The organism is Mycobacterium sp. NGS69, from assembly GCF_059812165.1.
In genome coordinates this window covers 110356-133409 of the sequence record NZ_JCALCD010000006.1, presented here as the reverse complement: position 1 = coordinate 133409, position 23054 = coordinate 110356, and the positions used below count along the sequence as shown (strand labels likewise).

Sequence of the window (23054 nt, the reverse complement as noted above, 5' to 3'; positions counted from 1 at the left end):
ACGACCGGTGCGAACGATCGTTCGCAAGATCACCATAACCGATTGGATCGCAATCTGCACGAGCCTGCTCTCAGGGGCGACCGTCGTCTTTATCCGCGACTGCGCTTAGGCGTCTACTTAGGAGGGCGGTGTTTCCCAGCTGACGTATACGCATTCGGCTCGGCAGCGAGGAACTGTTGCGATTGAGCGCCTGCGCACCGCCCCCAAGCAGCGACGCCATTTCAGCGATTTGAGGTGGGATGTCTCGATTCACCAAGTGCTGGCCGAAGGGTGCGACCAGTCAAACTCGGGTCTGGGTATCACCTAGCGCGGGCCGCGGCCGACCCGCCGCACCCAGCCCATACCGAACGGTCGCTAGTTCGATCCGTAGTAGGGCGGCGGATATTGGCCCCGGAGGAGCCAGGCGAACGCCGCGATGCCGTATTCCAGCTCGTCACTCGCGTCGTAGTCAGGGTTTGGATCCATACGATCACCTTCCGTCGAACATCGGCAACGCCCCCCGCACCGACCCTGTTGGAGTCTAGGGCAAACCGGGTCGAGAGCGAAAGGTCGTTCACGTGGCGTCCCGCGCCGAAAGCCCGGTTTTCGGTAATGAGCTGGGCGAACGAGCGCTCGTCCCCGCGCCAATGGGCGATTCTAATACGAGTTATAAAGACCTGGCTGCGTACCTTGCCGCGCCGCCCGGTGGAGTGGTTGACTGTTCTGACATTGTGTGTCCAAAAATTACGGCATCAGTACGCGAACGAGGTTGATTGTGAGAGGTCTGTCGACGCGGCTGCGGATACTTTGCGTTGCTCTGCTCGCCATTGCGGTGTGGGGCGTCACGACGACGGCCGGTCGCACCGGTGCGGCCAATGCAGCGGGGAACGTCGAGTCCCTCATGGTGCCGTCGGCAGCGATGGGCCGCGACATCCCGGTGTCGTTCATGGGTGGCGGCCCGCACGCGGTGTACCTGCTCGACGCGTTCAACGCGGCCCCGGGAGTCAGCAACTGGGTCACGGCGGGCAACGCAATGAATACGCTTGCGGGTAAGGGCATCTCGGTGGTCGCGCCGGCCGACGGCGCCTACAGCATGTACACCGACTGGGAGCAGGACCGCGGCAAACAGTGGGACACGTTCTTGTCGAGCGAGCTTCCCGATTGGCTGGCCGCCAACAAGGGATTGGCGCCCGGCGGACACGGCGTTGTCGGCGCCGCCCAAGGCGGTTACGGCGCGGTGGCACTCGCCGCGTTTCATCCAGACCGATTCCGCTACGCCGGATCGCTGTCCGGAGTGCTCGCTCCCGAGAGGACCGGGGTCGACGGAGCGGTCACCGCGGCCCTGAAGAATGGCGGCGCCGACCCCGTGAACATGTGGGGGGCACCCCAGTTTGGCCGGTGGAAGTGGCACTCCCCAAATTCCCACGCCGCGCGCCTGGTAGACCAGAACACCCGGCTGTGGGTGTACAGCCCAGCTGCCGGAAGCCCGAGCGATGGTGCCGCCGTGGGCGACTTCCCCGATATCTGGCAGAGCACCTGCAGGGATTTCTATGCCAGCTACCGCGGATCCGGCGGCCACAACGGCCACTTCGATTTGGGGGCCGGCGGGGGCAACGACTGGGGGACGTGGAGCCAGCAGCTAGCAGCGATGTCGAGCGACCTAGCCGGAAACATCGGGTAGCCTCCGGCCAATTGTTTCAGCAACTTGCGTGACGTGTGGTGCGTCAGCACGACACCTTGATGGTGAATGGCGCGGTCGTCGGTTCGGGCGATTTCGAGCCGTAACCGAATGCGGCACCGGCGATCTGATAGGTATTGTCGGTGAGCGTGATGGTGGCGTCGCTTCCCAGCCCCCGGTTGTAGTCACCGGTAAAGCCGTTGAGGTTGCGGATCCGAACAAGCTCAACCGTGAGTTTTCCCGCGTTGGACACCATTACCGTCGCGCCCGACGTGTCGTTGCCGGTGGTGATCGTGGTCAGATATTCCTCCCGCGGTGCACATTCCACCGTCCGGCTGACCGGCAGGTCCTTGCCGTCAATGCTGAGCTGCGCAGCGCCGGGAGGCAGCGTCTCGTGTTTTGGATTCGCAGACTGGTGCCCCGATGAACAGGCGGCGCTGCCACCGATCATCAGGGCGGCGGCACCGATGAAAACCACCCTGTTTCGCACGGCAATCCTCCTGTTCGCCGATCGTGTCTGAAGTGTATCGGCACTTAGGCGCCCTCGCGCAAGCATTTTAGGACGCTGAGATTCAGAATTTCCGCCCGTTCGTCATCGACCCGGGAACAGTGACTGCGATTTTGGCTCAAATCCAGCCCCACAAGTGATCTCAACTCATAGACCTGCCGGATCAACTATGAAAAGATCGAGGTTATGGCAGTCTGCGATACCGCACGATACGCGACGCCGCTGCGGACTTCGACCGTGCTCGGTGGGATCGCTGCGCTCTGCGTCGTCACCGCCGCGCCGACAGCAAACGCGGACAACAATCGGCTCAACAACGGCGTCGCCCAAAGTGTCTACGTCATCAAGCGCCAGGCCGGCTGCACGACCGACCTCAAGCCCAACGCGGCACTCGAGCTTGCGGCGCAACGGCATGCCGACGACGTGCTCAACAACCGCGCGCTCGACGGTGATATCGGCTCGGACGGGTCGGTGGTGCAAGACCGCGCCCGAGCCGCGGGCTACAACGGTACTGCGGCCGAGACGGTGGCGATCCTGCCGTCGATGTCGATCAATGGCATTGACATCCTGGGGAACTGGTACTACCGGCCTGACTACTTCGCGATCATGTCCAACTGCGCCAATACCCAAATCGGAGTGCGGACGTCATCGAATCAGTTCGATCGCACCGTGACTGTGGCGGTCTATGGCCAACCGGGCTGAGCGTCGGCCCTACTGTTTAACCGGCATATGAAACCTACTCGAGCTTCGAAGGCCAGGCGGCGCCGACGGCCTTCTGTTTCGCCGACCACAAATCCGGCATCTCAACCAGCGGCTGTTGATGCCCAAGTGATAATTGGTGCGTCTGCGCCGCAGGTGTTAACAAGCGTTCATTCCCCGAAAAACGCCTGTGCGCTAGGCTAATCCAATGATCCGATCATTCGGCGCTGTTTCGGCCCTTTTGATAATTTTCCCGATCGGGCTCTACTGCGCGGGCCCCTCGGCCGCGTCACCACCGGGTGGAACCGGGCAGTGTTCGTTTGTGCTCGACGGGCCGAAAGTCGTGAATGTATCGGGCGTTAACTATGTGACGGCAACGGTGCATCCTGGATCATGCACGTTGCATGCGCACACCGAAGCGACGGTCTGCCTGTCCGTCGAGGGCGACGACTCGGCCGGACAATGCGGCTCGGGATACGATCCCAACCCGGCGGTGGTCTACTACCCCTACCGTCCGGGTGCGACGTATGTGGTCAAGGGCCAGGGCTGTACCGACACATTGGAGGGTAGCGACAGTCCGGCGAAGCCTTTGACACTCTGCCAAGACATCTCGCCCTCGCGCGTCACGCTGTAGGGCGCACGAACTACACCGGGTCGAACCCGGAGATCAGCCAGTGACCGTTGATCTTGTCCAGAGTCACCCGCACGCTCGAAGTGCTGTCGGTCGGCGGCTCCTTGTCCACGACGGCGGTCTGGTTGACGAAGAGCAGCGTCACCGCGTGGCTGGGTGTCGCCGACACCAAGGCCGCGGCGGGGACGGTGGCCGTCGTGGAGATGTGCCCGCGCTTCGCGCCCGGGATCACCACGTCGCTGATCAACTGCGAGTAGGACTCCTTGAACGTACCCGTCAACCGACCTTTAGCGGCGTCAAGGTCCTTCTCAACGGTGTCGGCCTTGTACGACAGCAAAGCGATCGTGGAATCCTTTGCGGCCGCCAGCGATTCGATGCCCGCAAGCTGCGATGCACGCGCCGAGGAATCCTGCCACTTCAAGAATCCCGCGGCGCCGGCCAATAACAGCGCAATCCCGGGAATGACGCCATAGGCCAGCACCCGGGACCAGCTCACGCGGAACTTGGCCTTGGCCGGCCTACCCTCCTCGGCCTTCTCCTCGGCTGTGGCCTCTTCGGCTTCGGCGGCGTCGGATTTCGCGGCCTCGGAGTCTTCGCTGTCCTGCGCGTCCGCCTTCGTGGCGTCCGAATGCGCTTGCTCGTCGCCTGCTCGTGATCCGTCAGCGGGTTGGTCGGTTTCGTCATCGGCCTCGTCAGAAGCCGGCTTGCTGACACCGCGAGCACGCGTTCGTGCGCCCCGGCTTCCTACACCGCTGGCCCGCGCCCGCTGCCGCCTGACGGACCCGGTGGCCTTGTCCGGCTCGGCATCTTGCGAATCCGGCTCGGATTCGGCGGTCTTTTCAGTGTCCAACTCGCTTGCAGCATCGGTTCGTACCCGCACAGCGGCTGATTCCCCCTTCGGTTTGGCGGATTTCCGGTCGGCGTCGTCGGAACGGGGCTTGGTCATGGCACGAAAGCGACGTTGGAGATCTTTGCGTCGGCGCCCGACTTTTCCACCGTGATTCGCATCCTCCACTCCCGCGGCTGCTGGTCACTCGCGCCGAGGTTGGTGGTCTTGATGGAGACGGCGACCAGCACCTGCGCTTTGTCGCCCGACTCGGATTCCACGCCCGCTTCGGTGATTGTTCCGACCGACTTCGACTGCGCCTTCTTGACGACGTCGATGAAAGGCTGCTTGCGCTTGGAGAACTGGTCGTAGAACTGACCGGTCGCCGAGTCAAGAACACGCTGAACGTCACCCTCGGCGTGTTGCCAGTCGATCGTCGTCAGATTCAGCGCACACTGACGACCGACCTGAAGAAACAGCTGCCGCTGCGTTTGGGCCTGATGCGACTGATAGGCCCGGAAGCCCAGCCACCCAACAGTTCCCGCCAGGGCCGCGACGATGGCCAGGCCGACAATCATCGCCAGGCGGACATGCGACGTCGACCGCGAATTGGCCGCCGCGTCTCCAGAGGCAGTATCGGCCTCTTCTTCGACCGCGGCGTCGTAGTCCTCCGGCTCTTCGGCGTCGCCGCTCTCTGAGGCGGACGTCGCCGACTCGCCGTCCCCCGGGGAGTCGGCTGAACCGTCCTCAGTATCGTCGCGCGATGCCGGTGAGGATGTTTCCCCCGCTGCCTCGTTTAGTTCCCCGTTGGGGGTGTCAGCATTTGCTGCCATGTTCGCTCCTTGCCGGCACTGCCAGCCAGCGTGGGCTGCTGGTACCTTTGCCCGTCCGGACCAACGTACTCCCCGGTGGTCGGATCATAGTCAGCCACCGCGTTGGGTGGCGGCGCCGCCGGCGCCTGGCCCGGCGCGGCCGGCGGCCCCCCCGGGAATCCCGCGGGTATCGGCGTCCCGGGGTCGAATTGTGGGACGCCCTGCCCGGTCAAAGTGGCGTTGGGGTCGCCCTTCCAGTTGAAGCCATCGTTCAACGGAACATACGGCTCGTCGCTTTCGCACTGCTTGACCGTCGGGGCCCGCTTGCCCGGTCGGGTCTCGCACGGATAGTTCCGCGCGCCGCGAACCGCGTTGAAGTTCGAATCCTGCGGAATGCGGCAATAAACCAGGCCCGGCGGGCGCGGCGGGGTGTCCTCGAAGACGGCCGAGCGCTGCTGCTGGACCGGAAAGAACCCGGTGGTGCACGGGGGCGGCCAGTTGAGGTTCAGGTTGAAGCTCAAGCCCAGACCTTTGTAGGGGCCCTTGAGGTCCTTATCAGCTAGCTGTAGCGCTTGGGAATCGGCCACTATCTGGGGTGCCTCCACCAGCAGCGCTTCGAGGTTGTCGCGGTAGGTCAGCGCGACGTCGCCGACGGGAACCAGGTTGTTCACCACATCCGGCAGCGTGGGCTGAAGTCGATCGGTCACCTCGTGCAAGGAATCGAAGAGCGGCCCGACGTTGTGCAACGTGCCGGTGAAATCACCGTTGTTTCGTTCGACGGTCTCGAGCTGCTTGGTGAGGCTCGCCAAATGCGCCGCCCAGCCCTGAATCGCGTCCGAGGTGTCGATTTGGCTGTCCAAAACCGGTTTCGACTCGTCGATCAACGTCAGGATCGAATCCAGGTTTTGGCGCGCACCCGTGGCCAGTTTGGCGCCCCCGCCGATCAGCCGGGACAACTCCGGCCCCAAGCCACCCACGGCCACATACGACTCGTCGACCACCGTCTTGAGCTCTTGTCGCGGGATCGCGTTCAGGCCGCGATTGACCGCCGCCAACAGCGAATTGATGTTCGGCGGAACGCGGGTGCGGTCCGCTGGGATCACATCGCCGTTCTTCAGCAGGGGCCCCTTGCCGCTGCGCGGCACCAGGTCCACATACTGCTCCCCGATGGCCGACGCGCTGTGCACATACGCCGTCAAGTCGGCGGGTATGTCCGTACCCGAATTCAACGAGAGGACCGCCTCCACACCGGAGTTCGTCAGATGCACCTTCGACACCTTGCCGACCTCGACGCCCCGATAGGTCACGTTCCCGGCGCGGTACAACTCGCCCGACCGCTCCAACTCGACCTTCACCGTATACCGGCCAATCCCCAAGTAGACCGCGGGGAGATGCGCGTAGTACAACCCGACCAGCCCCGCGGCAACCGTCGAAATGACCGCGAAAACCGCCAAGGTAATAATGGTTCGCCGATGTAAACGCATGTCATGGCCCCTGATTGAACTGGTAGGGGGCAACCAGCGGGTTGCGGGCGGTGTACGGGCTGGGCATCACGCCGAGGGTGCGGCCCCACTGCATCTCGAGCTCGGTCAGGTTGCCCTCCCACCGAGTGCCGGTGAAGAACGACGAATCAAGCCGGCTCAGCGTCAAGTCGAATATCCCGGTCAAGTTCCCGTAGTCGCCTTTGATCCATTTGGACACTGGCGGTTTGGAGAACAGCGGGACAGTGAGGTAGTCGAGGCCTCGGGTCAGTGCCAGCCCGGAGTTGGCCAGTGATTGCTCCACCGGACCGACATCTCCGAGCTCTTTGATGAGGTTCTCCTTGGTTTGCGCGAGCACATCGCCGGTATCCGCGCCGAATGAGCTCAGCGGGCCAAGGGCGTCGGCGAGTTTTTCCCGTTCGTCCTTCAAGACGCTTATCGCTTCGGGGATGGTTTTCAGGGCCTTGTCGAGTACCGACTTCTGGCCTGCGACTTGACCGACCAAGTTGTTGAAGCTGTCCAACGCGGCGATGATGTCGCTTTTTTGGTCGTTGAGGTACGCGGTGAACTTATCCAGTTGCCCGATCAGGCTCCTCATGTCCTGTTCGCGTCCGGAAAAGGCGGTGCTCAACGATTGAGTGATGTCCTGGAGTTGGCCCAGGCCGCCGCCATTGAGCACCAGCGACAACGCGCCCAGAGTCTGTTCGGTGGAAGGATAGGCGCTCGCCGACGACAGCGGGATCATCGAGCCGTCGTGCAACTTGCCTTTGGCCGCCGCGACACCGGGGGGCGTCGCCAGTTCGACGTGCAACGTTCCCAGCAGGCTGGTCTGACCGATCGCGGCCGTCACATTGGCCGGAACGTCAACGTTGGGTTCGATCGTCATGGTGATCAGCGCGTGCCAGCCTTGACGTTCGACCTTGGCCACGTTACCGATGAGCACGTCGTTGAACTCGACCCGCGAATTCTCTTTGAGGTTCTGGACGTCGGGCATCTGCGCCTGGATGGTGTAGGACCCGGGGCCGACACCGACCCTGCCCGGCAGCGGAAGTGAGTTCGCACCCCGGAAGTCCCGTAGGGCGCCGCAGCCGGAAACCGCTGCGACCGCCAGGGCGATCAGAGACATCGCCCCGCAGCGACGCCAGTAGCTGCGCCGGCTCAATGCCCACCTCCTACGTCGCCCATGTTGTCTACAGCGCTCGGCAACATCATCGAGCGCAGCCCGGTGGCCGGATCTTCGGGCAGCGGATTTGCCGGCTTGGCCGGCACATTCGGCGCGTTCGTGTTGATCATCCCGTTGCCGAAGAAGTTGAAAATCTCATTCGCCGGTGGCAGCGGCCCATTGGGGGGAGGCGGCACCGTGCGGAACGCCTCCGTGGGCGGCGGCCCGGCCGGGGGGATGTAGTCGGGCCGCAGCCAGTCCTCGCTGTACGTCACTTCGTTGGGACGCGCCGATTGGCCGACGAACGGGTTCAATCCCAGCGGTAGGAAGTTGGCCTGCCGGTTCTTGATGATCGGCGCCAGATATTGGACGCACAGCTTGGCCGACTGCTCGGCGCCCAACCTCGACGCTGCCTGCACGCCCGAGCACAAGAACTGCAACGGGTTTGCGAAGTTTTGCAGCGCCAGCGCACCGGTGAAGGCGGCCTGCGAAGGTTGATAGATGTTCAGCACGTTCTGGAACACATTGGGGCCTATGTGCAGGGCCTGCTTGATGTCGTCGAGGCTCTGGTCCAAGGCGGTGGTCAGCTCGGCGAGCTTGTCCGCACTCACGCCCAGCGTCTCGCGATTGTCGTCGAGAAACTTCTTGCTCTTGACGAGCACCTCGTTGAGCGAAGTAGCCCAGTCTCCAACCTCGTTGGGGTCGTTGGTCAACACCCTCGTCACCGCAGACAGGTTCTGGTTCAGCTGACGCAGCAGGCCGCCGCTGTCATGCAGCGCCGAAACCAGCGCCGCCAGGTTCTTGAACGTGCCGTACAGGTCGCCGCTGTGGTCGCCGAGCGCGGAGACCGCTTGGGACAGCTTGACAACGGCCTCCCGAATCTCTGCGCCCTGGCCGTGCAAGTTGGCTGCGGCGGTATTGACGAACGCCCCCAGCGTGCTCACACCGCCAGGCCGGGTCGGTTGCAGAATGTCGGTGAGCTTCTCCAACTGCCCACGAAGGTCATCCCACTCCACCGGGACGGCGGTGCGGGCCAGCGGGAGCACCGCGCCGTCGGCCAGGGCCGGCCCACCCGTGTAGGCGGGCGTCAGCTGCAGGGCCCGGACCGTCACCAGGTTTGGCGACAGGACAACCGCTTTCGCGTCGGCGGGCACCTTGTACTTGTCGTCATACGAGAACGAGATCTTGACGCGGTCGGGTTGCGGTTCGATCTTGTCGATCTTGCCCACGGCGACGCCGAGGATCTCCACGGCGTCGCCCACGAAAATGCCGTTGGCGTTGTCGAAGTATCCGACGACATGCGTACGGCCTCCCGAGGATTGCATCAACGCCGCCGCCCCACCGATCAGCGCCACCACCAGGACGGCGGCCAGCGCGATCCGTGTCTTACGCGAATTCACTGTTGGCCTCCCTCAGCGGATTGCGGCGGCCCGGGCCGGGGACCGAAGGACTCTCTCGGCGCGATGACGGGACCTTGGTTCGGCGGCATTTGGCCGGGCGCCGGCTCCTGGATCGGCCCCGTCGAGGCGTTGCCCGGACCCGGACCTTGAGCCGGTGGTCCCGGCGGCGGCCCGCCCGGCGGCGGCGCCGGCGGTTCCTGCCTGAGGGGATAGCACCCGGGAGCACCCGCCCGGCCCGGCACGCTGCATGGCCGGTCGCCGGGGTTGCCGGTGATGGCGTCCGGAATGTTCATGCGTGGGTCACCGCCCTGGCCGGTCCGTGGGTACGGCATCGGCAACGGCGGAGTGGCCGGCTGACCGGTCTGCGGATCGGTGAGCTGCGAGGGCAACAGGGTCGCGGGGTCTATTCCGAGGTCGGAGAAGGCGCTGTCGATGAACGGCTGAATGAACTGTCCCGGTAGCAGGTTGACGAGGTACGCCTTGAAGAAGGGACCCGAGGCAACCGCTTCGCCCAGCGCCAGCGCAAAGCTGTCGAGCCCCTTCAGCGCCTCCTGTATGCGTCCTTTGCGGTTGTTGAGGAGCGCCACCAGCGAGTTGAGCTTCTCCAGCGAGGGCCGCAGCGTCGCGTGGTTGTCGTCGACGATTCCCCCCAGCGCCCGGGCGATGTTGGCATTATCCACCAAAACCTTGTCGAGCCAACGGCTTTCGGATTTCAGCGCGGCCAGCAGAGAATTGGTGTCACCGACGAGTTTGACAATCTCGTCGCTGCGCTTCCCCAACACGTCGGTGACCTTGCCGGCGTTGCTGAGAAGGTTTCGCAGCTCCTTGTCACGCTCGTTCAATGTCTGCGAGAACCGCGCCACGCCTTCCACCGCCGCCTTGAGTTCCGGCGGGGTGCCGTTGAATTCGCCGGCCAGCACGGAAAGCGCGTCGGACAGCTGGTCGGTGTTCAGCTTGGCAACGGTTGTCGAAAGATCACCCAGGACATCCGGCAGCTGATAGGCCGGCGTGGTCCGTTCCAGCGGTATCGGCCCGGTGAGCCGGCCCTCGCCGCGTGGCGTGAGCTCGATGAGCTTGCTACCCAACAGAGTCTTCAGCTTGACAGCGGCCTCGGTGCGGTCACCGAGCCGCACATCGCCGGGAATGCGGAACTTGATCAACACCCGTGGGCCGTCCAGGCTGACACTGGAAACCCGCCCAACCCGGGCACCCGAGACCTCGACGACGCTATTGGTTTCCACCCCGCCCGCCTCGGCGAAATACGCCGAGTACTCCTTTTCGCCGGTGATGAACGTCAGCTTGTCGTAATTGGTCGCGAGGAGTATCGCCACAACCACGACGGCGATGCCGATCCCGCCGATGAGATACAAGTTGCGTTCGGAGAACTGTCGCATTTGGAAAAGCCGTCTGTAGAGGCGTCTCATTTCGGAGCGCACCTCCCCGACCGCTGGCTCGCCAAGGTGATGTAGGTCGGTTGCCCGTTCTTGCCGTTCACCTTCAGAATCAGGTCGCACAGATAGAAGGTGAAGAAGTCTCCGTAAAGCCCTTCCCGGCCGATGATCTGGTAGTCGTCGGGCAGCGTATTGATCAGATTGTCGACAAAGTCTTTGTCGGCCATCACGGTGCCGGCAACCCGGTCGGTCTGGTCGACGACCTTCTTCAACGGAGAGCGGGCCCTCCTCAGCACCTCAGCGCCCGTCGAGAAGAGTTGGTCGGCGCCCTTGAACCCCTGGGCGATGTCGTCCCTGCGGGCCTGCAGGGTGGACATGAGTGTCGACAACGAGTCGACAGCCTTGCCGACCTGACCGTTCTGGTCGCCGAGCGAGGCGAGTGCGGTGTTCAGGTTGGTGATCAGGTCGCCGAACAGCTTGTCGCGGTCGGCCAGGGTGTTGGTCACCGCCGCGGCTTGGGTCAAGACCGACCCGATCGTCGGACCCTGGCCCTGCAGCGCCTGGATCAGCTGGCCACTGATCGTGTTGACCTGGTCCGGGTTCAGCGAGCGAAATACCGGTCGCAGGCCCCCGATCAATGCGTCGAGGTCTAGCGCCGGCTGGGTCCGGCTCAGCGGGATGGTTGCCCCCGGATCAAGCCTCTTGAGTGCCCCCGCGCCTTCCTCCAGCGTCATGTATCGGCCGCCGAAGAGGTCGTCGTAGCGGACCGCCGCCCTGCTGCCCTCGGTCAGCACCACCGAATCATCCGCGGTGAATTCGACCCGCACCGTGGAATCGGGCTGCACGGCGATCTTTTTGACCTTGCCGACCTCGACGCCGGCGATGCGGACAAAGTTATTTTCCCGGAGCCCGGACACGTTGGCGAACACCGCGCTATAGGTGTTCGACTTCTCGAAGCGGTACTGGGAGAACACGAGAAACAGCAGCGCGATGCCTGCCAAACACACGGCAGCGTAGACGGCAAAGCGCAACATTATGCCTCGAAAGTTCTCGTGCAACGTCTGCCTTTCTTGGACGCGGGTTGGGGTGCGCTGGCGGCGGCTCTAATGGGGCTTGACCGGTGTCCCCGGGAAGGGCGGTACGAACGGCTCCGAACCTGCCGGGGGATTGCCCATGCCCGGGTCCTTCGGCCTGCCGGGCGGAGGCGCCGGGGGCAGGCCCGGATAGAGGGGCGTTCCGTCTGGGGCGTATCGCTGCGCACCATAGGGTGGCGCGCCCGGGTATGGCACCGGACCCGGCGCAGGACCCCCCTGGTCTTTCATGGTCGGCGGTAGGGGTGTCCCGCGGGTGGACGGGAAGTAGTTGACGTAACCCGGGAAGCCGACACCGGGGTTGGGCCGCACGTCCATGCCATTGCCAAATCCGGAGTCGGTGATCAGATACCGCTGCGGGAAGTTCTTTTCCACGTCGGGCAACGAACCGCAGCTGGGCGTTCCGCCGGGGCCGCCCTTGATGTCCAGCACCGGCAGGTTATCCGGATACTTATACGTGTCATCCCCGAAGAGCAGCCCGGCATCGGCGATGAACGACCGTCCGTTGTAGGTGAACGAATCGGCGTAGCCCCGGTCCATGAGGAGCTTCGCGCCGAGGAACATGCACGTGTACTCCGGGTTGTATTTCATCAGCAACCGCGTCGTCGGCTCGAGCGAGTTGATCAAGTGGATGATGTTGCCCTTGTTCGGGCCGATCAGATTTTCGCCGCTCTTGGATAGACCGGACAGCGAAATGAGGGCAGCGTCAAGGTCTTTCGCGGACTTGGTGATCACCACACTGTCTGCGCTCCCGGCGTCCAGCGTGGCCATCAGGTCCGGGGCGGCGGCGCTGTAGGTGTCGCTGAAGCCCTGGAACGCGTTCCAGTCGGCCCGGATCAATTCGCTCCGCGGGTTGACCGCCAGCAACACCTGGTTGAAGTCGGTGATGGCCTGCCCGATTGCTTCGCCCTTCCCGCGAAACCCCTCGGCCAACGCGGAGATCACCGCGTTGATCTTGGCCGGGTCGATCTGATTCAGCACACCGACCAGGTCCTTGAGGACCGTGTTCGCCTCGATGCTCACCTTGGTGGTGCTCAACACCGCCCCCGATGCCAGCCGCTTGCGACTCGGGTCGCTGGGCGGACGCAGATCGACGTATTTCGCCCCGAACACGGTGGGCGAGCTGATCTGTGCCTCCACGTTGGCTGGAATGTATTGCAGCTGGTCGGGATCCAGCTCCAGCTGAAGAGTCGCTCCGTCTTTCGGATCGATCGACGCCACCCGGCCGACCTCCACGCCGCGGTACTTCACGATCGAGTTGGCGTCCATGACCAGACCGGCGCGCTCCGCCACCAGGGTCACGTTGGCATACGACGTGAAATCTCTCTTGAAGGCGATGACGATGAGCGGGATGGACCCGAGGATGGCGCTGACCAGGAGCAGTGCCCACCAGCCCGGGTGCACCTTGCGCTTCTGTCTCATCGCGCTATCCCGACAGGTGGAAGTCGCCGGACTTCCCGTAGAGGACCAATGACAGCACGAACGTCAGGGTTATCGATACGACGATGGAGGCGCGCACCGCGCGCCCGACCGCCTCGCCAACGCCCGCGGGCCCGCCGGAGGCGGTGTAGCCGTAATAGGTGTGGATCAACATGACGATGACGGCCTGCACTGTGCACTGGAACCCTGACATGAGCACGTCGCGTGGCAGCAGGAACGTGTTGAACCAGTGGTCGAAGCCGCCTGCCCCCTGGTGGTAGGCGAGGATGACGACAGTTCGAGTCGTGAATACCGATCCGACGAAAGTCACGCAATATAGCGGGGGCACTACCAGCAGACCGCCCAGCACCCGGGTCGAAACGAGGTAGGGAATCGAACGGATGCCGATGACCTCCAGTGCGTCGATCTCCTCGCTGATCCGCATCGCGCCGAGCTGCGCGGTGGCACCGGCGCCGATAGTGGCCGCCAGACCGTTCGCGACGATGAGCGGAAGCTGCAGGCGCACGTTCGCATAGGCAGAGAAAAACCCCGCGATCGCGCCAACGCCGAGGCTGCTCGCTTGGACGTAGCCGAAAATGCCGACGATGGCCGCGGCACTCCCCGTCAAGACCGCGAGGATCACCACTTCGCCGCCGATCAGGGCGAGCGCGCCGACGCCTAAGCCCATGTCGGCGACGACCCGGAGCGTCTCCGCCTTGTATTTCACGATGGCGTCTCGAGTGGACACGAGGGCCTTGACATAAAAGGCCGTCTGTTCGCCCAGGCGATTCCATTCGCCCGCCCAGTTCCGCGCGCTGCGCGTCACCCGCGGAAAGCGGGCGCTGGTGACCGTCTTTATGTCGTCGATCATGTCGCCAACGTCGTCGTCGCGGTGATGACGCTGATGATGATGTTCACGATCAGCAGGGCCATGAACGTGTACACGACGGTCTCGTTGACCGCGTTGCCGACGCCCTGCGGACCGCCGCCCGCGGTGATGCCCTTGTAGCAGGCGATCAAGCCGGCGAGCATTCCGAAGATCGAGGCTTTGATAAAGCTGACAATGACTGTGGGAAAGTTGGTCAGCAGCGTCACGCTCGACGCGAAGGCACCTGGATTGCCGTTCAAGGCGTAGGTGGCGAACATATAGTCGGCGCACAACCCAGCGATGATCACCACGCCGTTGATCAAATTTCCGGTGATGAGCAACGCCGCCACCCTGGGTACGACCAATCGGTGAATCGGGTCGATGCCCAACACCTTCATTGCGTCGATCTCCTCCCGGATGGTGCGTGCCCCCAGGTCGGCGCACATCGCCGTGGCTGCCGCACCGCTGAGGACAAACACGGTGGTAACCGGGCCGATCTGCGATATCGTGGCCAGTCCCGAGGCCGCCCCGTTGATGTCACCCGCGCCGAATGAGACCGCTGCGACGCCGAAGAGGAACACAACCATTCCGTTGAAAGCTATTGACTGCGCGATGGCGGGCAAGGTCGCGACCCGAGCGACGAACCAGCACTGCTCGATGCACTCACGCCAGAAGAACGGCAGACGCATGGCTTGCACAAAGGTGTCGAGCGCCAACGCCATAAAACCGCCGACCTCTCGGAGCGGCGTTCGCAGCGGCTTGATTAGCCCGACCAACGGGATGCTCGAGCTCGCTGCCGAACCCCTGACACGTTGCTCGATGCCGTTTGGAATTGCTTCCTCAAGCTTTTGAATCTGTCGTGCCGACCGTGCCTCTCCCGTGTCACCAACCGCGCTTGCCGACCGCACCGGGGCAGGGCGCGACTCGGTTTGCGGCAATATGTCCATCTCCCCCATCCCTGCCCATCTCGCTCTTTCCTCGGGTCCGGCTTCGAGCTGATGTGTGCGGGACCACACACTCTCGCCTGACGTGTGCGGGACCACATTATGCAGCGGCCGGTCCTAAGTCAAGGGTTTTCTGTCCTCGCCGTCTCAAAACTTTCGCCATAGGCTCGAGCGGGTCAGGTGCGTTAGTCGACTTAAACTGGCTTGCTTGATCTTTGATGAGATCACCAAGCGAATCGCGGAGCCCGAACTGCGAGGTGCTCGAGCATTGGGAACAGCATAGTTTTATCAAGATTAAACAACATTTCGAGACCGGCCGTCGCGCATTCCGGCTACACCTGGACCTGCCATCTGACCGGGCGACGAATGTGACCGGAGGTCGGCCCAGCCGGCGAATGATCTTTAAGCGCTATGGTTTAGCGCCGCTATACTCTCGACGGCTGTGGCAGGGAAGCGCTCTCGCCGCGGCCGAAGCGCGCCTCTCCGGGCGAGTATTCAGCCTCCACCTCGGCATCGCTCTTTTTAAGACACCTTCAGAAATGTTCGGTGACCGCCGTGATCGTCTGGCCGGACAATTCCTGGCCCTAATCGGTTGGACCACAACGCAGGTCACAATTTGACGCGTGAGTAAAAAATCTGCCGGCTGGTAATGGCGTCGCCGTGGGGCTCGCAGTCGATGACTAGATCAAGAGTAAGGGAATTGCGATATCCACTACGCTGGCGCCGTGCCGTCGCTCATCGACCGAATCGCCGTCGCTCTCGCGGCGTGGTCTACCGCGTTGCTCTTGGCGTCCTGTAGCGGCTCGCCTTCTGGTGACCACGCGCATCCCACCGGAGCAGACGAGAAGCCACTCATCACCGGCGAACCGGCCGCCAATAACGCCGCCGATGTCACGTTTGCGAACGACATGACCGCACTCGAGGAGCAGGGGGTCAGCGTGTCGCGGCTGGTCCCGGATCGGTCCGGTAACGCCGACCTGGTCAGTTTGGCCGCCAAGACCGCGTCGGCCCTGGAGGTGGACACGCAGGTGCTGAAGGCTCTCCGGGCCCAGTGGAAGGAGGGTCAGGGCAACAAGCCCGGCGAAGTTGGGCCTGGTGGCACACCTGGAGGAACGATCGATCACAGCACTATGGCGAACCTTGAATCGCTGCACGGCCCGGAATTCGACACGCTCTGGTTGAAGTCAATGATCGGTCTCGATCAGGGGGCGATCGAGGTGGCCAACACCGAAGTCGCGAGTGGAAAGAACGTGGACGCAACCAGCCTTGCCAGGCAGATCGCTAAGACGCGCCAGGCCGAGATCGGCCAGATGGAACAGCTCTTGGCAGGCTAAGCGCTGGTTGCACGCGGTCATTCACCGCCGCGTCGACACGGCACTGATTCTTGGAGTGGGTGCGTGGCCGGTCGCCTCCCGGCAGCAACTGGCCGGCCGTTGGGTTGGCCGCTCCCCGCCGTCGAGCATCGACGGTTTGTGTCCAGGTGGTGAACGGACGCTAACGGCGCGGTCACCTACCAGAGGGTGTGAGCATTTGTTGCCATGTTCGCTGGTTGCCGGGGCCGCCGGCCAGGGTGGGTTGGTCGTATCGTTGGCCGTCGGGGCCGACGTATTCTCCGGTGGCTGGGTCGTAGTCGGCCGCCGCGATGGGCGATGGAGGCGCCTGGCCCGGCGCGGCCGGTGGCGCCCCGGGAAATCCCGCGGGGATCTGCATCCCCGGGTCGAACTGCGGCACGCCTTGTCCGGTCAGTGTCGCGTTGGGGTCACCCTTCCAGTTGAACCCGTCGTTGAGCGGAACATAGGGTTGCTCACTTTCACACTGCTTGACCGTGGGAGCCCGCTTGCCGGGCCGGGTCTCGCACGGGTAGTTGCGCGCCCCCCGCACCGCATTGAACGTCGAATCCTGCGGGATCCGGCAATACACCAGCCCCGGCGGACGCGGCGGGGCGTCCTCGAACACCGCCGAACGCTGTTGCTGGGCCGGGAAAAACCCCGTCGTGCACGGCGGCGGCCAGTTCAAATTCAAATTGAAACTCAACCCCAGACCCTTATGGGGACCCTTGAGGTCCTTGTCCGGCAACTGGATGGCCTGCGAATCGGCCACCACCTGGGGCACCTGTACCAACAGCGCCTCGAGATTGTCGCGATAGGCCAGCGCGGTATCGCCCACCGGCACCAAATTGGACACCACACCCGGCAGCGACTGCTCCAATCGATCGGAGAGCTGCCGCGCCGAATCCAGGACGGGGCCGGCGTCACGCAACACAGCACTGAAGGCCGCATCGTTTTGTTCAGCGATCTGCAGCTGCCTGGTGATGCCGGCCAGGTGAGACGCCCAGCCCTGGATCGCGTCCGAGGAATCGATCTGGCTATCCAAGATCGGCTTGGTCTCATCGATCAACGTGGTGATCGCATCCAGGTTCTGACGCGCCCCGCTGGCCAGCTTGGCACTCCCACCAAACAACCGGGACAGCTCCGGGCCCAGCCCGCCCACCGCCAGATAGGACTCGTCGACCACCGTCTTGAGGTTCGCGCGCGGGATCGCATTCAATCCCCGACTCAGGGCCGCCAACAACGAATTGATGTTCGGTGGAACAGAAGTGCGATCCGCCGGGATCACATCGCCATTCTTGAGGAACGGCGCCGTGCCGCTGCGTGGTACCAAGTCCAGATACTGCTCACCGATCGCCGACGCGCTATGCACGTGCGCGATCAGATCCGCCGGAATATCAACACCCGACCGCAATGACAACACCGCTTCGACACCGGCATTCGTCAGGTGCACCTTGGACACCTTGCCGACCTCCACCCCGCGATAGGTGACATTGCCGGCACGGTACAACTCCCCCGCCCGATCCAGCTCCACCCTCACGGTGTAGCGGCCAATCCCCAGATACACCGCCGGCAGCTGCGCGTAATACAACCCAACCATCCCCGCAGCGACCATAGAGATCACCGCAAAGACCGCCAAGGTGAGGATGGTTCGCCGATCGAGGCGCACGTCGGCGGCCTAGGGTGACTTGCCGGGAAGTGAGCCACTCACGGGCATCCGGTAGCCAGGGCTGCCGGGGCAGGGTCCGTACCGCGTGCCCTCGATAACCCCGGGCTGATCACACAGCCCGTTGTTGACCGAAAGCGGCAACTTGGCCCACTCGGTTGCCCGCCATCCCAGGATCCAGTCCGGCATGGTGCCCGGAATCCACAACACCAATTGGATCGCCGTGTAGGTCGCCAGGAAGATGATCAGCGTCCGCACACCGGGCCGGTAGCGGTCCAGGCCGCGTTCGAGAACGTTGCGGCCCCGGTCATCTCGAAGGTTGCGCAGCGCTGCCGGCAGGCCCGCGAAAAGGATGAAGACGAAGTATTCGGGGAAGATGGGCCAGCGCCACGCGTCGCCACCCAGGCGAATCGCCCACGGGCCCCCCGGGTAGCTCCACAGGTGCAAGGGGATGATCGCCAGCGGCTCGGCGAGCGAGATCACCGCGGTGAAGACCAGTATCAATCCCAACAGCTTGGCGTTGGACAGCTCCGGCCACCGGCGCCGCGCCGGGCGGACGACGACGACGTTGGCCAGCATGGCGATGCCCGGCAATCCGAACGTGAACAGCAGGCCGAGGAAGATCAGCGGGAAGGGAAGGCGGCCGCAGTCGGGGTTCACCACGAACGGCAGGTGGCCGCACGGGTCGTTGAGGTTCACGAACTCCGAGGTGTAGACGAAGTTCGGCTGGAAGACGTTCAGGCCGCCGCAACCCCAGATCATCAATGCCGTACTGGCACAGAGCATCACGTCGAAGGTGAGGATCCGTCGTTGCCGCAGACAATCGCGCACCACTTTGGTCGCCACGATCGCGGAGATGACGATGACAGCCGCCTCCGTGATGCGGGCTCCCCACCACTCAAGACCGTGACTGTGGCCGCGGTACATGGTCACCTGGTGCGGCCCGTCCATCAGCCAGGCGATCAGCGTCCAACCCTCGAGGAACAGGAACGGCACGGCCGCCACGGCCAGCCACTGCGGCCAGCCCCACGATGGCGTTCGCGGCTTGAGGCGCGCGGGCTCGCGGATCCCGAGCGGCTCGTCGGTCATGGTCATCGCGCCCCACCTCACAGGAACGCCGTGTCGGGGTCCAGGCCGCACAGCACGCGCCCGTAGACCTCGGAGTTGGTCGTCGGCAACAGCAGCGAGTGAACGGAGATCACCTGCATGTCACGCAACATGCGCTGAAGCGCGTCCTTGCGGTGGATGGCGCTCGCGCCGGACGCGGCCTGAATCACGTCCGCGGCCTCGCGGCACAGGCGAACCGTCCATCCGGTGTCTGCGCGGCAGCGGGCGCGGGTCTCGATGTCCAAGTCGGACGCTCGCTTCGACGCCGTGTCGGCGAGGCGTTCTGCGTGGAACCGCGCCTGATCCAATTTCATTGTCGCGGTGTCTATCTGGTGGTGGGTGAGCGCGGCATCGGCCTGCCGCAGGTAGGAGGTGTAGGTGATGCCGCGCTTACCGACGCGACTGCGGAAGACTTCGAGCGCGGCCGCGACGACGCCCAGCGGGGTGCCGGGCAAGCAGGCCAGCGTGAAGGCGGCGGCGGGATGCTGGTAGTAGGGGTTTTCGCGGACCAGGCTGGAATCCGACCGTCCCGCAAGGAAGTCGCCGATGCGCAGCACCCGCTCCTCCGGAACGTAGATGTCTTGTCCGGTGAGCGTGTTGGACGCGGTCGCGCACAGGCCGGTCACATTCCAGTCGTCGAGCGGGACGATCTCGTGGCGGGGAATGAGGAAGAAGCCCGCATCCGGGACGTCGCCGTCGCCCTCGATGAGCGCGGCGGCGAAGCACCAGCCGGAGTATTGCTGGCCGGTCCCGAACGGCCACTTGCCGGAAACCCGATAACCGCTTCCCTCGCGAACCGCGGTGCCACCGGGGTTGACGGTGATGGTGGAAGTGGGGTTGTCGCTGGCGACAAACGCCTGCCAACCGGGATCGGGCAGCTGACAGATCAGATACGCCGCGGCCGTGTACACGGTATTGATGAATGACGTCGAGGCGCACCCACGGGCCAGCGCCTCCGTCACGCCGACGATGGTCCTCGGCGAGGCCTCCAGGCCACCGACGCTCTTGGGCAGCGCCATCCGACGGATTCCGAGGTCGTCGAGTTCGCTGATCGTCGTCTCGGGCAGGCCCGCCTGGCGCTCCGCATCGTCGGCGCGGGCGGCGAGTTGAGGGATCAGCGCCTCGGCCGCTTCGATGAGAACGTCGTCCACTTCGACGGCGGGGGAAACAATTTCATTCGTGGCGGTCACCTGGCACCTCATTCGTCTCGGCATGGGAGTGGTCGCGGCAGCCGGGGTCAAGGCGGGCATGCCGACAGCGGAGATGCAACCAGCGCGAGATTGCGCGCGCATGGGTAGCCACTACCCAAATCGGCCGACGGCGGCCCTCAGTGTGTCGGGGCGGGCAGCACGCCGGCCAGCTCGTCCCGCCGGGAGATGCCGAGCTTGTCGTAGGCGCTTTGCAGCTGGTGCTCGACGGTCCGCACCGATAGGTGGAACTCCTCGGCGATCTGCTTGTTTGAACAGCCCACCACGGCCCGCATCGCCGCCCGCAATTCGGCCGGGGTAAGCGCGGTTTCGTTGCCGAGCCCGCCGACACCGAGCACAACCGCCCCGTCACAGCGTTGCAGCAAGGCGTCGGCGCGACGTCGGGCGGCGGTGGCCTTCCGGCAGTCACCCCTTCGCCTTCGGATGGATACCTCCGCCGCCGCGGCCTCCGCCGCAAGCAGATGTGCGCCCATCCCTTCGAAGACCTCGGACACCTCATGCAGCCGGTCGGGGTTGGCCCGAGCGAGTGCCCTCGCATGCGCGCCCCGGGCGGCGAAGAGGTCGCCCTCGATCTCGCCGGCGAGCGCGGTAAGGCGCGGCGCGACGCGCCTGGCCTGCCCGAGGCGCGCCAAGCCGTGCAGGGCGGTGGCCTGCCCGATGAGATCACCGGTTGCCTCGGCGAGCGTAAGCCCCTCCCGGAGAAAGTCACGGGCGGCCTTGATGTCGCCCTGCGCGACGGCGGTCCATGCGCGTGCCTGCAGTAGGTCGCCGCTATAGGCGAACAACCGGGGCGAAAGGTCCATCGCATCCAGGCCCGTCAGGGTCTCGACCGCGTCGTCGGCCCGGCCTCCGAGGGCGAGCGAGAGCGATAGGTGAACCAGGCAGTGCCGGACGAAGAATGGCCGGCCGAGCTGCTCGTAGAGCGCGCGGGCCTCACGGCAGCGTTGAATCGCCGAGCGGACATCGCCGTGCTCCCCCACGCGCGTCGCGAGTTGCCAGGCGAAGAAGGCCTGGCGTTCAACCGACCGTTCCTCGATGCCCTTCTCGTACTGCTCGACGGCAAGCGCGCCGGCCTCATGCAGCCGGCCGAGCTGAGCCAGGGCTTCGCCGCGACTGTAGTTATGGATCCACGGATGCCACTCGATGGGCTGCTGCAGCTTCAGGTGTTCGGAGGCGCCTTCGTGCGCCCAGTGCAGCGCCTCGTGCATGCGGCCGACACGGGTAAGGCTGCACGACACGGTAAAGCAGGCCCACACTTTGGCGCTGCCGGTGGTCCGCTCGAGCAGCGGCGCGGCCGCGGCCACGGCGGCTCGTGGGCCACCCGAGGGGGCGACCAACAGAAGGCTGGCCCGCCGGGCGCGCACCTCGTCCTTCCACGCCGGATCGGCGATCTCCGCCTCGGCGCCCTCCGCCAGCCGCAATGCGTCGTCGATCTTCGCGAGGCTGAACGCGACGTTGTCGAGCCGGGTCAGAGCGATGGCTCCCCTCTCCGCATCGGTTCTCGCGAGCGCGGCGAGCTTCTCGAGGTTGCGCTCGACCTCCGCACCGCGTCCGCGCAACGCCGCCACCTGTATCGCCAACAGTCGCGCAGGGAAGCCGGCGCCACGTTCGACGGCGGCCTCGGCGAGCCGGGCGGCAAGGTCGAAGTCATAACTGCCACGCGCTGCCTGGGCTGCCTCGAGCATCAGCGAGGAGGACCCGCCTCCGCACTCGAGGTGCCAGGTAGCGATCCGAAGCGTGTCTTCCGGGCGCCGCAGATCATCGGTTTCAAAGGCGGATTCGACCGCTTCGGCGAGCGCACGGGCGACGGAGACGGTCCGAATGGCGGGCGTTCTCGCGCGGACGACGTCCGCATACAGCGGATGCGCCAGTCTCAGTTGCAGTCCCCGGTCACACGCCTCGCTGACGATCAGGCCGCGGCGCTCCAGCTCCTCGATCGATTCCGGGTCGGCGAGCACACGCAACAGTTCGGATCCCAGCGGTTCGCCGAAGGCCAAGAATTCCAGCACGGCGCGCTGCGCCGGGCCCAACAGCGAAAGCCTCGCCTGCACCAGCTCCACCAGCCGCTCCGACGGTCTGATGGCACTCACCTGGCGCCACAGGCCTTCGTCGTTGCGGAGGCTGCCGTCCTCGACCGCACCCAAAACGAGTTCCCGAATGAACAGCGCGTTTCCCCGAGTGCGCGCGACCAGTCGTCGCACCAGCCCATGATCGACGGGGCCGCCAAGCACCGCCCCGAGGATTTCTCCGACCGACTCCGGGCCGAGACCTTCGACCGTAATGCGTTCAGCGTGCCGGTCTTTCCAAAGGTTGAGCACCGCGTCGGGCACGGGCTCGGACGACCGCACGGTCAGCAACACGAACGCGGCGCCCGAGCTCGCGAGCTGATGAACGAGTGTCGCAGTCGCATCGTCGAGGAGGTGGGCGTCGTCGACCAGCAAGGCGGGCCGCCGTGGCGCCACGCGCTCGACCAGCGCTTGAGACACGCGATGGATCATCGCGGCACGATCGTTCAACGCCGATGAATGCGTCGACAGCGGAAGGATGGTCGCCACCGCCCCGAAGGGGATGCCGCGCGCGGTGTTGGTCGCCGTCGCTCGCATCGCGGCGAATCCGTGGCGCTCAGCCAGCGCGAGCGCCTCGACCGCCAACCTGGTCTTACCCACACCGGCCACGCCGGCGAGCACCACACCGCTGCACAGACCTTCGGTACGGACGCGCTCGATTTCTGACAGCGCCTGCGCGCGTCCGACGAAGGGCCAAACCGTGAGCACGTCGCCCACGATACGACGACCGGGCCGCGGCACAGGCGGATTCCCTTATTATCCGTGAACGGCGGTTAACGAGCGGATGCCGCTA

General features: G+C 64.6%; 19 protein-coding genes and 1 pseudogene. 4 read left to right on the top strand and 16 right to left on the bottom strand.

Annotation, left to right across the window (positions count from 1 at the left end; translation table 11 throughout):
- Positions 1-354: 354 nt before the first annotated feature.
- Positions 355-465 (bottom strand): annotated as a pseudogene (locus AC5Y2S_RS18870) (CAP domain-containing protein); the annotation flags it as partial.
- A gap of 289 nt (positions 466-754) precedes the next feature.
- On the opposite strand from AC5Y2S_RS18870, the gene AC5Y2S_RS18865 reads away from it, so the two are divergent.
- Positions 755-1660 carry an alpha/beta hydrolase-fold protein gene (locus AC5Y2S_RS18865; protein WP_499957571.1) on the top strand — a complete coding sequence of 302 codons (906 nt, stop codon included), beginning with the start codon at positions 755-757 and terminating at the stop codon, positions 1658-1660.
- A 43-nt stretch (positions 1661-1703) separates the two neighbouring features.
- Here the strand turns inward: AC5Y2S_RS18865 and AC5Y2S_RS18860 are convergent, their stop codons facing one another.
- Entirely contained in the window at positions 1704-2147 is a 444-nt protein-coding gene (locus AC5Y2S_RS18860; RefSeq protein WP_499957570.1) for a lipoprotein LpqH, read from the bottom strand.
- 204 nt (positions 2148-2351) lie between these two features.
- Between AC5Y2S_RS18860 and AC5Y2S_RS18855 the strand changes: the two genes are divergently transcribed.
- On the top strand, positions 2352-2864 hold the full coding sequence (locus AC5Y2S_RS18855) for a CAP domain-containing protein (RefSeq protein WP_499957569.1): 513 nt from the start codon (positions 2352-2354) through the stop codon (positions 2862-2864).
- A 205-nt stretch (positions 2865-3069) separates the two neighbouring features.
- Positions 3070-3495 carry a hypothetical protein gene (locus AC5Y2S_RS18850; RefSeq protein WP_499957568.1) on the top strand — a complete coding sequence of 142 codons (426 nt, stop codon included), beginning with the start codon at positions 3070-3072 and terminating at the stop codon, positions 3493-3495.
- A 10-nt stretch (positions 3496-3505) separates the two neighbouring features.
- Here AC5Y2S_RS18850 and AC5Y2S_RS18845 read toward each other — a convergent pair whose 3' ends face one another.
- From AC5Y2S_RS18845 to AC5Y2S_RS18800, 10 genes are all read right to left on the bottom strand, one after another.
- Positions 3506-4342 (bottom strand): hypothetical protein, encoded by an 837-nt coding sequence (locus AC5Y2S_RS18845; protein WP_499957567.1) that lies wholly within the window; start codon positions 4340-4342, stop codon positions 3506-3508.
- A gap of 92 nt (positions 4343-4434) precedes the next feature.
- Positions 4435-5151 carry an Rv1363c family protein gene (locus tag AC5Y2S_RS18840; RefSeq protein ID WP_499957566.1) on the bottom strand — a complete coding sequence of 239 codons (717 nt, stop codon included), beginning with the start codon at positions 5149-5151 and terminating at the stop codon, positions 4435-4437.
- On the bottom strand, positions 5115-6614 hold the full coding sequence (locus tag AC5Y2S_RS18835) for an MCE family protein (protein ID WP_499957564.1): 1500 nt from the start codon (positions 6612-6614) through the stop codon (positions 5115-5117). The genes AC5Y2S_RS18840 and AC5Y2S_RS18835 overlap by 37 nt, the downstream gene beginning before the upstream one ends.
- Before the next feature lies 1 nt (position 6615).
- Positions 6616-7737, bottom strand: coding sequence for an MCE family protein (locus tag AC5Y2S_RS18830; protein ID WP_499957978.1), 1122 nt, complete (start codon positions 7735-7737; stop codon positions 6616-6618).
- 32 nt (positions 7738-7769) lie between these two features.
- Complete coding sequence (locus tag AC5Y2S_RS18825; RefSeq protein WP_499957562.1) at positions 7770-9173, bottom strand: MCE family protein; 1404 nt, start codon at positions 9171-9173, stop codon at positions 7770-7772.
- Positions 9170-10567, bottom strand: coding sequence for an MCE family protein (locus AC5Y2S_RS18820; protein WP_499957560.1), 1398 nt, complete (start codon positions 10565-10567; stop codon positions 9170-9172). Before AC5Y2S_RS18820 ends, AC5Y2S_RS18825 begins: the two co-directional genes overlap by 4 nt.
- Positions 10568-10593: 26 nt before the next feature.
- On the bottom strand, positions 10594-11622 hold the full coding sequence (locus AC5Y2S_RS18815) for an MCE family protein (RefSeq protein WP_499957559.1): 1029 nt from the start codon (positions 11620-11622) through the stop codon (positions 10594-10596).
- A gap of 45 nt (positions 11623-11667) precedes the next feature.
- On the bottom strand, positions 11668-13077 hold the full coding sequence (locus tag AC5Y2S_RS18810; protein ID WP_499957558.1) for an MCE family protein: 1410 nt from the start codon (positions 13075-13077) through the stop codon (positions 11668-11670).
- A gap of 4 nt (positions 13078-13081) precedes the next feature.
- Positions 13082-13945: an ABC transporter permease gene (locus tag AC5Y2S_RS18805; RefSeq protein WP_499957557.1), complete on the bottom strand. Its 864-nt coding sequence runs from the start codon at positions 13943-13945 to the stop codon at positions 13082-13084.
- The gene (locus AC5Y2S_RS18800) at positions 13942-14889 is read right to left on the bottom strand and encodes an MlaE family ABC transporter permease (RefSeq protein ID WP_499957555.1); all 948 of its coding nucleotides are present in this window, start codon (positions 14887-14889) and stop codon (positions 13942-13944) included. Before AC5Y2S_RS18800 ends, AC5Y2S_RS18805 begins: the two co-directional genes overlap by 4 nt.
- A gap of 722 nt (positions 14890-15611) precedes the next feature.
- Between AC5Y2S_RS18800 and AC5Y2S_RS18795 the strand changes: the two genes are divergently transcribed.
- A complete protein-coding gene (locus tag AC5Y2S_RS18795) occupies positions 15612-16220 on the top strand; it encodes a DUF305 domain-containing protein (RefSeq protein ID WP_499957553.1) in 609 nt (202 codons plus the stop codon).
- A 172-nt stretch (positions 16221-16392) separates the two neighbouring features.
- Here the strand turns inward: AC5Y2S_RS18795 and AC5Y2S_RS18790 are convergent, their stop codons facing one another.
- From AC5Y2S_RS18790 to AC5Y2S_RS18775, 4 genes are all read right to left on the bottom strand, one after another.
- On the bottom strand, positions 16393-17883 hold the full coding sequence (locus tag AC5Y2S_RS18790) for an MCE family protein (RefSeq protein ID WP_499957552.1): 1491 nt from the start codon (positions 17881-17883) through the stop codon (positions 16393-16395).
- Positions 17884-17892: 9 nt separating this feature from the next.
- Positions 17893-18975: a spirocyclase AveC family protein gene (locus AC5Y2S_RS18785; protein WP_499957551.1), complete on the bottom strand. Its 1083-nt coding sequence runs from the start codon at positions 18973-18975 to the stop codon at positions 17893-17895.
- Between the two features lie 11 nt (positions 18976-18986).
- A complete protein-coding gene (locus tag AC5Y2S_RS18780; protein WP_499957550.1) occupies positions 18987-20177 on the bottom strand; it encodes an acyl-CoA dehydrogenase family protein in 1191 nt (396 codons plus the stop codon).
- Between the two features lie 137 nt (positions 20178-20314).
- Complete coding sequence (locus AC5Y2S_RS18775; RefSeq protein ID WP_499957549.1) at positions 20315-23002, bottom strand: helix-turn-helix transcriptional regulator; 2688 nt, start codon at positions 23000-23002, stop codon at positions 20315-20317.
- Positions 23003-23054 lie beyond the last annotated feature (52 nt).

Coding starts and splice junctions, on each gene's coding strand:
- AC5Y2S_RS18855 (WP_499957569.1), top strand. CDS start 2,352: ATGGCAGTCTGCGATACCGCACGATACGCGACGCCGCTGCGGACTTCG.
- AC5Y2S_RS18850 (WP_499957568.1), top strand. CDS start 3,070: ATGATCCGATCATTCGGCGCTGTTTCGGCCCTTTTGATAATTTTCCCG.
- AC5Y2S_RS18840 (WP_499957566.1), bottom strand. CDS start 5,151: ATGGCAGCAAATGCTGACACCCCCAACGGGGAACTAAACGAGGCAGCG.
- AC5Y2S_RS18835 (WP_499957564.1), bottom strand. CDS start 6,614: ATGCGTTTACATCGGCGAACCATTATTACCTTGGCGGTTTTCGCGGTC.
- AC5Y2S_RS18830 (WP_499957978.1), bottom strand. CDS start 7,737: ATGTCTCTGATCGCCCTGGCGGTCGCAGCGGTTTCCGGCTGCGGCGCC.
- AC5Y2S_RS18820 (WP_499957560.1), bottom strand. CDS start 10,567: ATGCGACAGTTCTCCGAACGCAACTTGTATCTCATCGGCGGGATCGGC.
- AC5Y2S_RS18810 (WP_499957558.1), bottom strand. CDS start 13,077: ATGAGACAGAAGCGCAAGGTGCACCCGGGCTGGTGGGCACTGCTCCTG.
- AC5Y2S_RS18805 (WP_499957557.1), bottom strand. CDS start 13,945: ATGATCGACGACATAAAGACGGTCACCAGCGCCCGCTTTCCGCGGGTG.
- AC5Y2S_RS18800 (WP_499957555.1), bottom strand. CDS start 14,889: ATGGACATATTGCCGCAAACCGAGTCGCGCCCTGCCCCGGTGCGGTCG.
- AC5Y2S_RS18785 (WP_499957551.1), bottom strand. CDS start 18,975: ATGACCATGACCGACGAGCCGCTCGGGATCCGCGAGCCCGCGCGCCTC.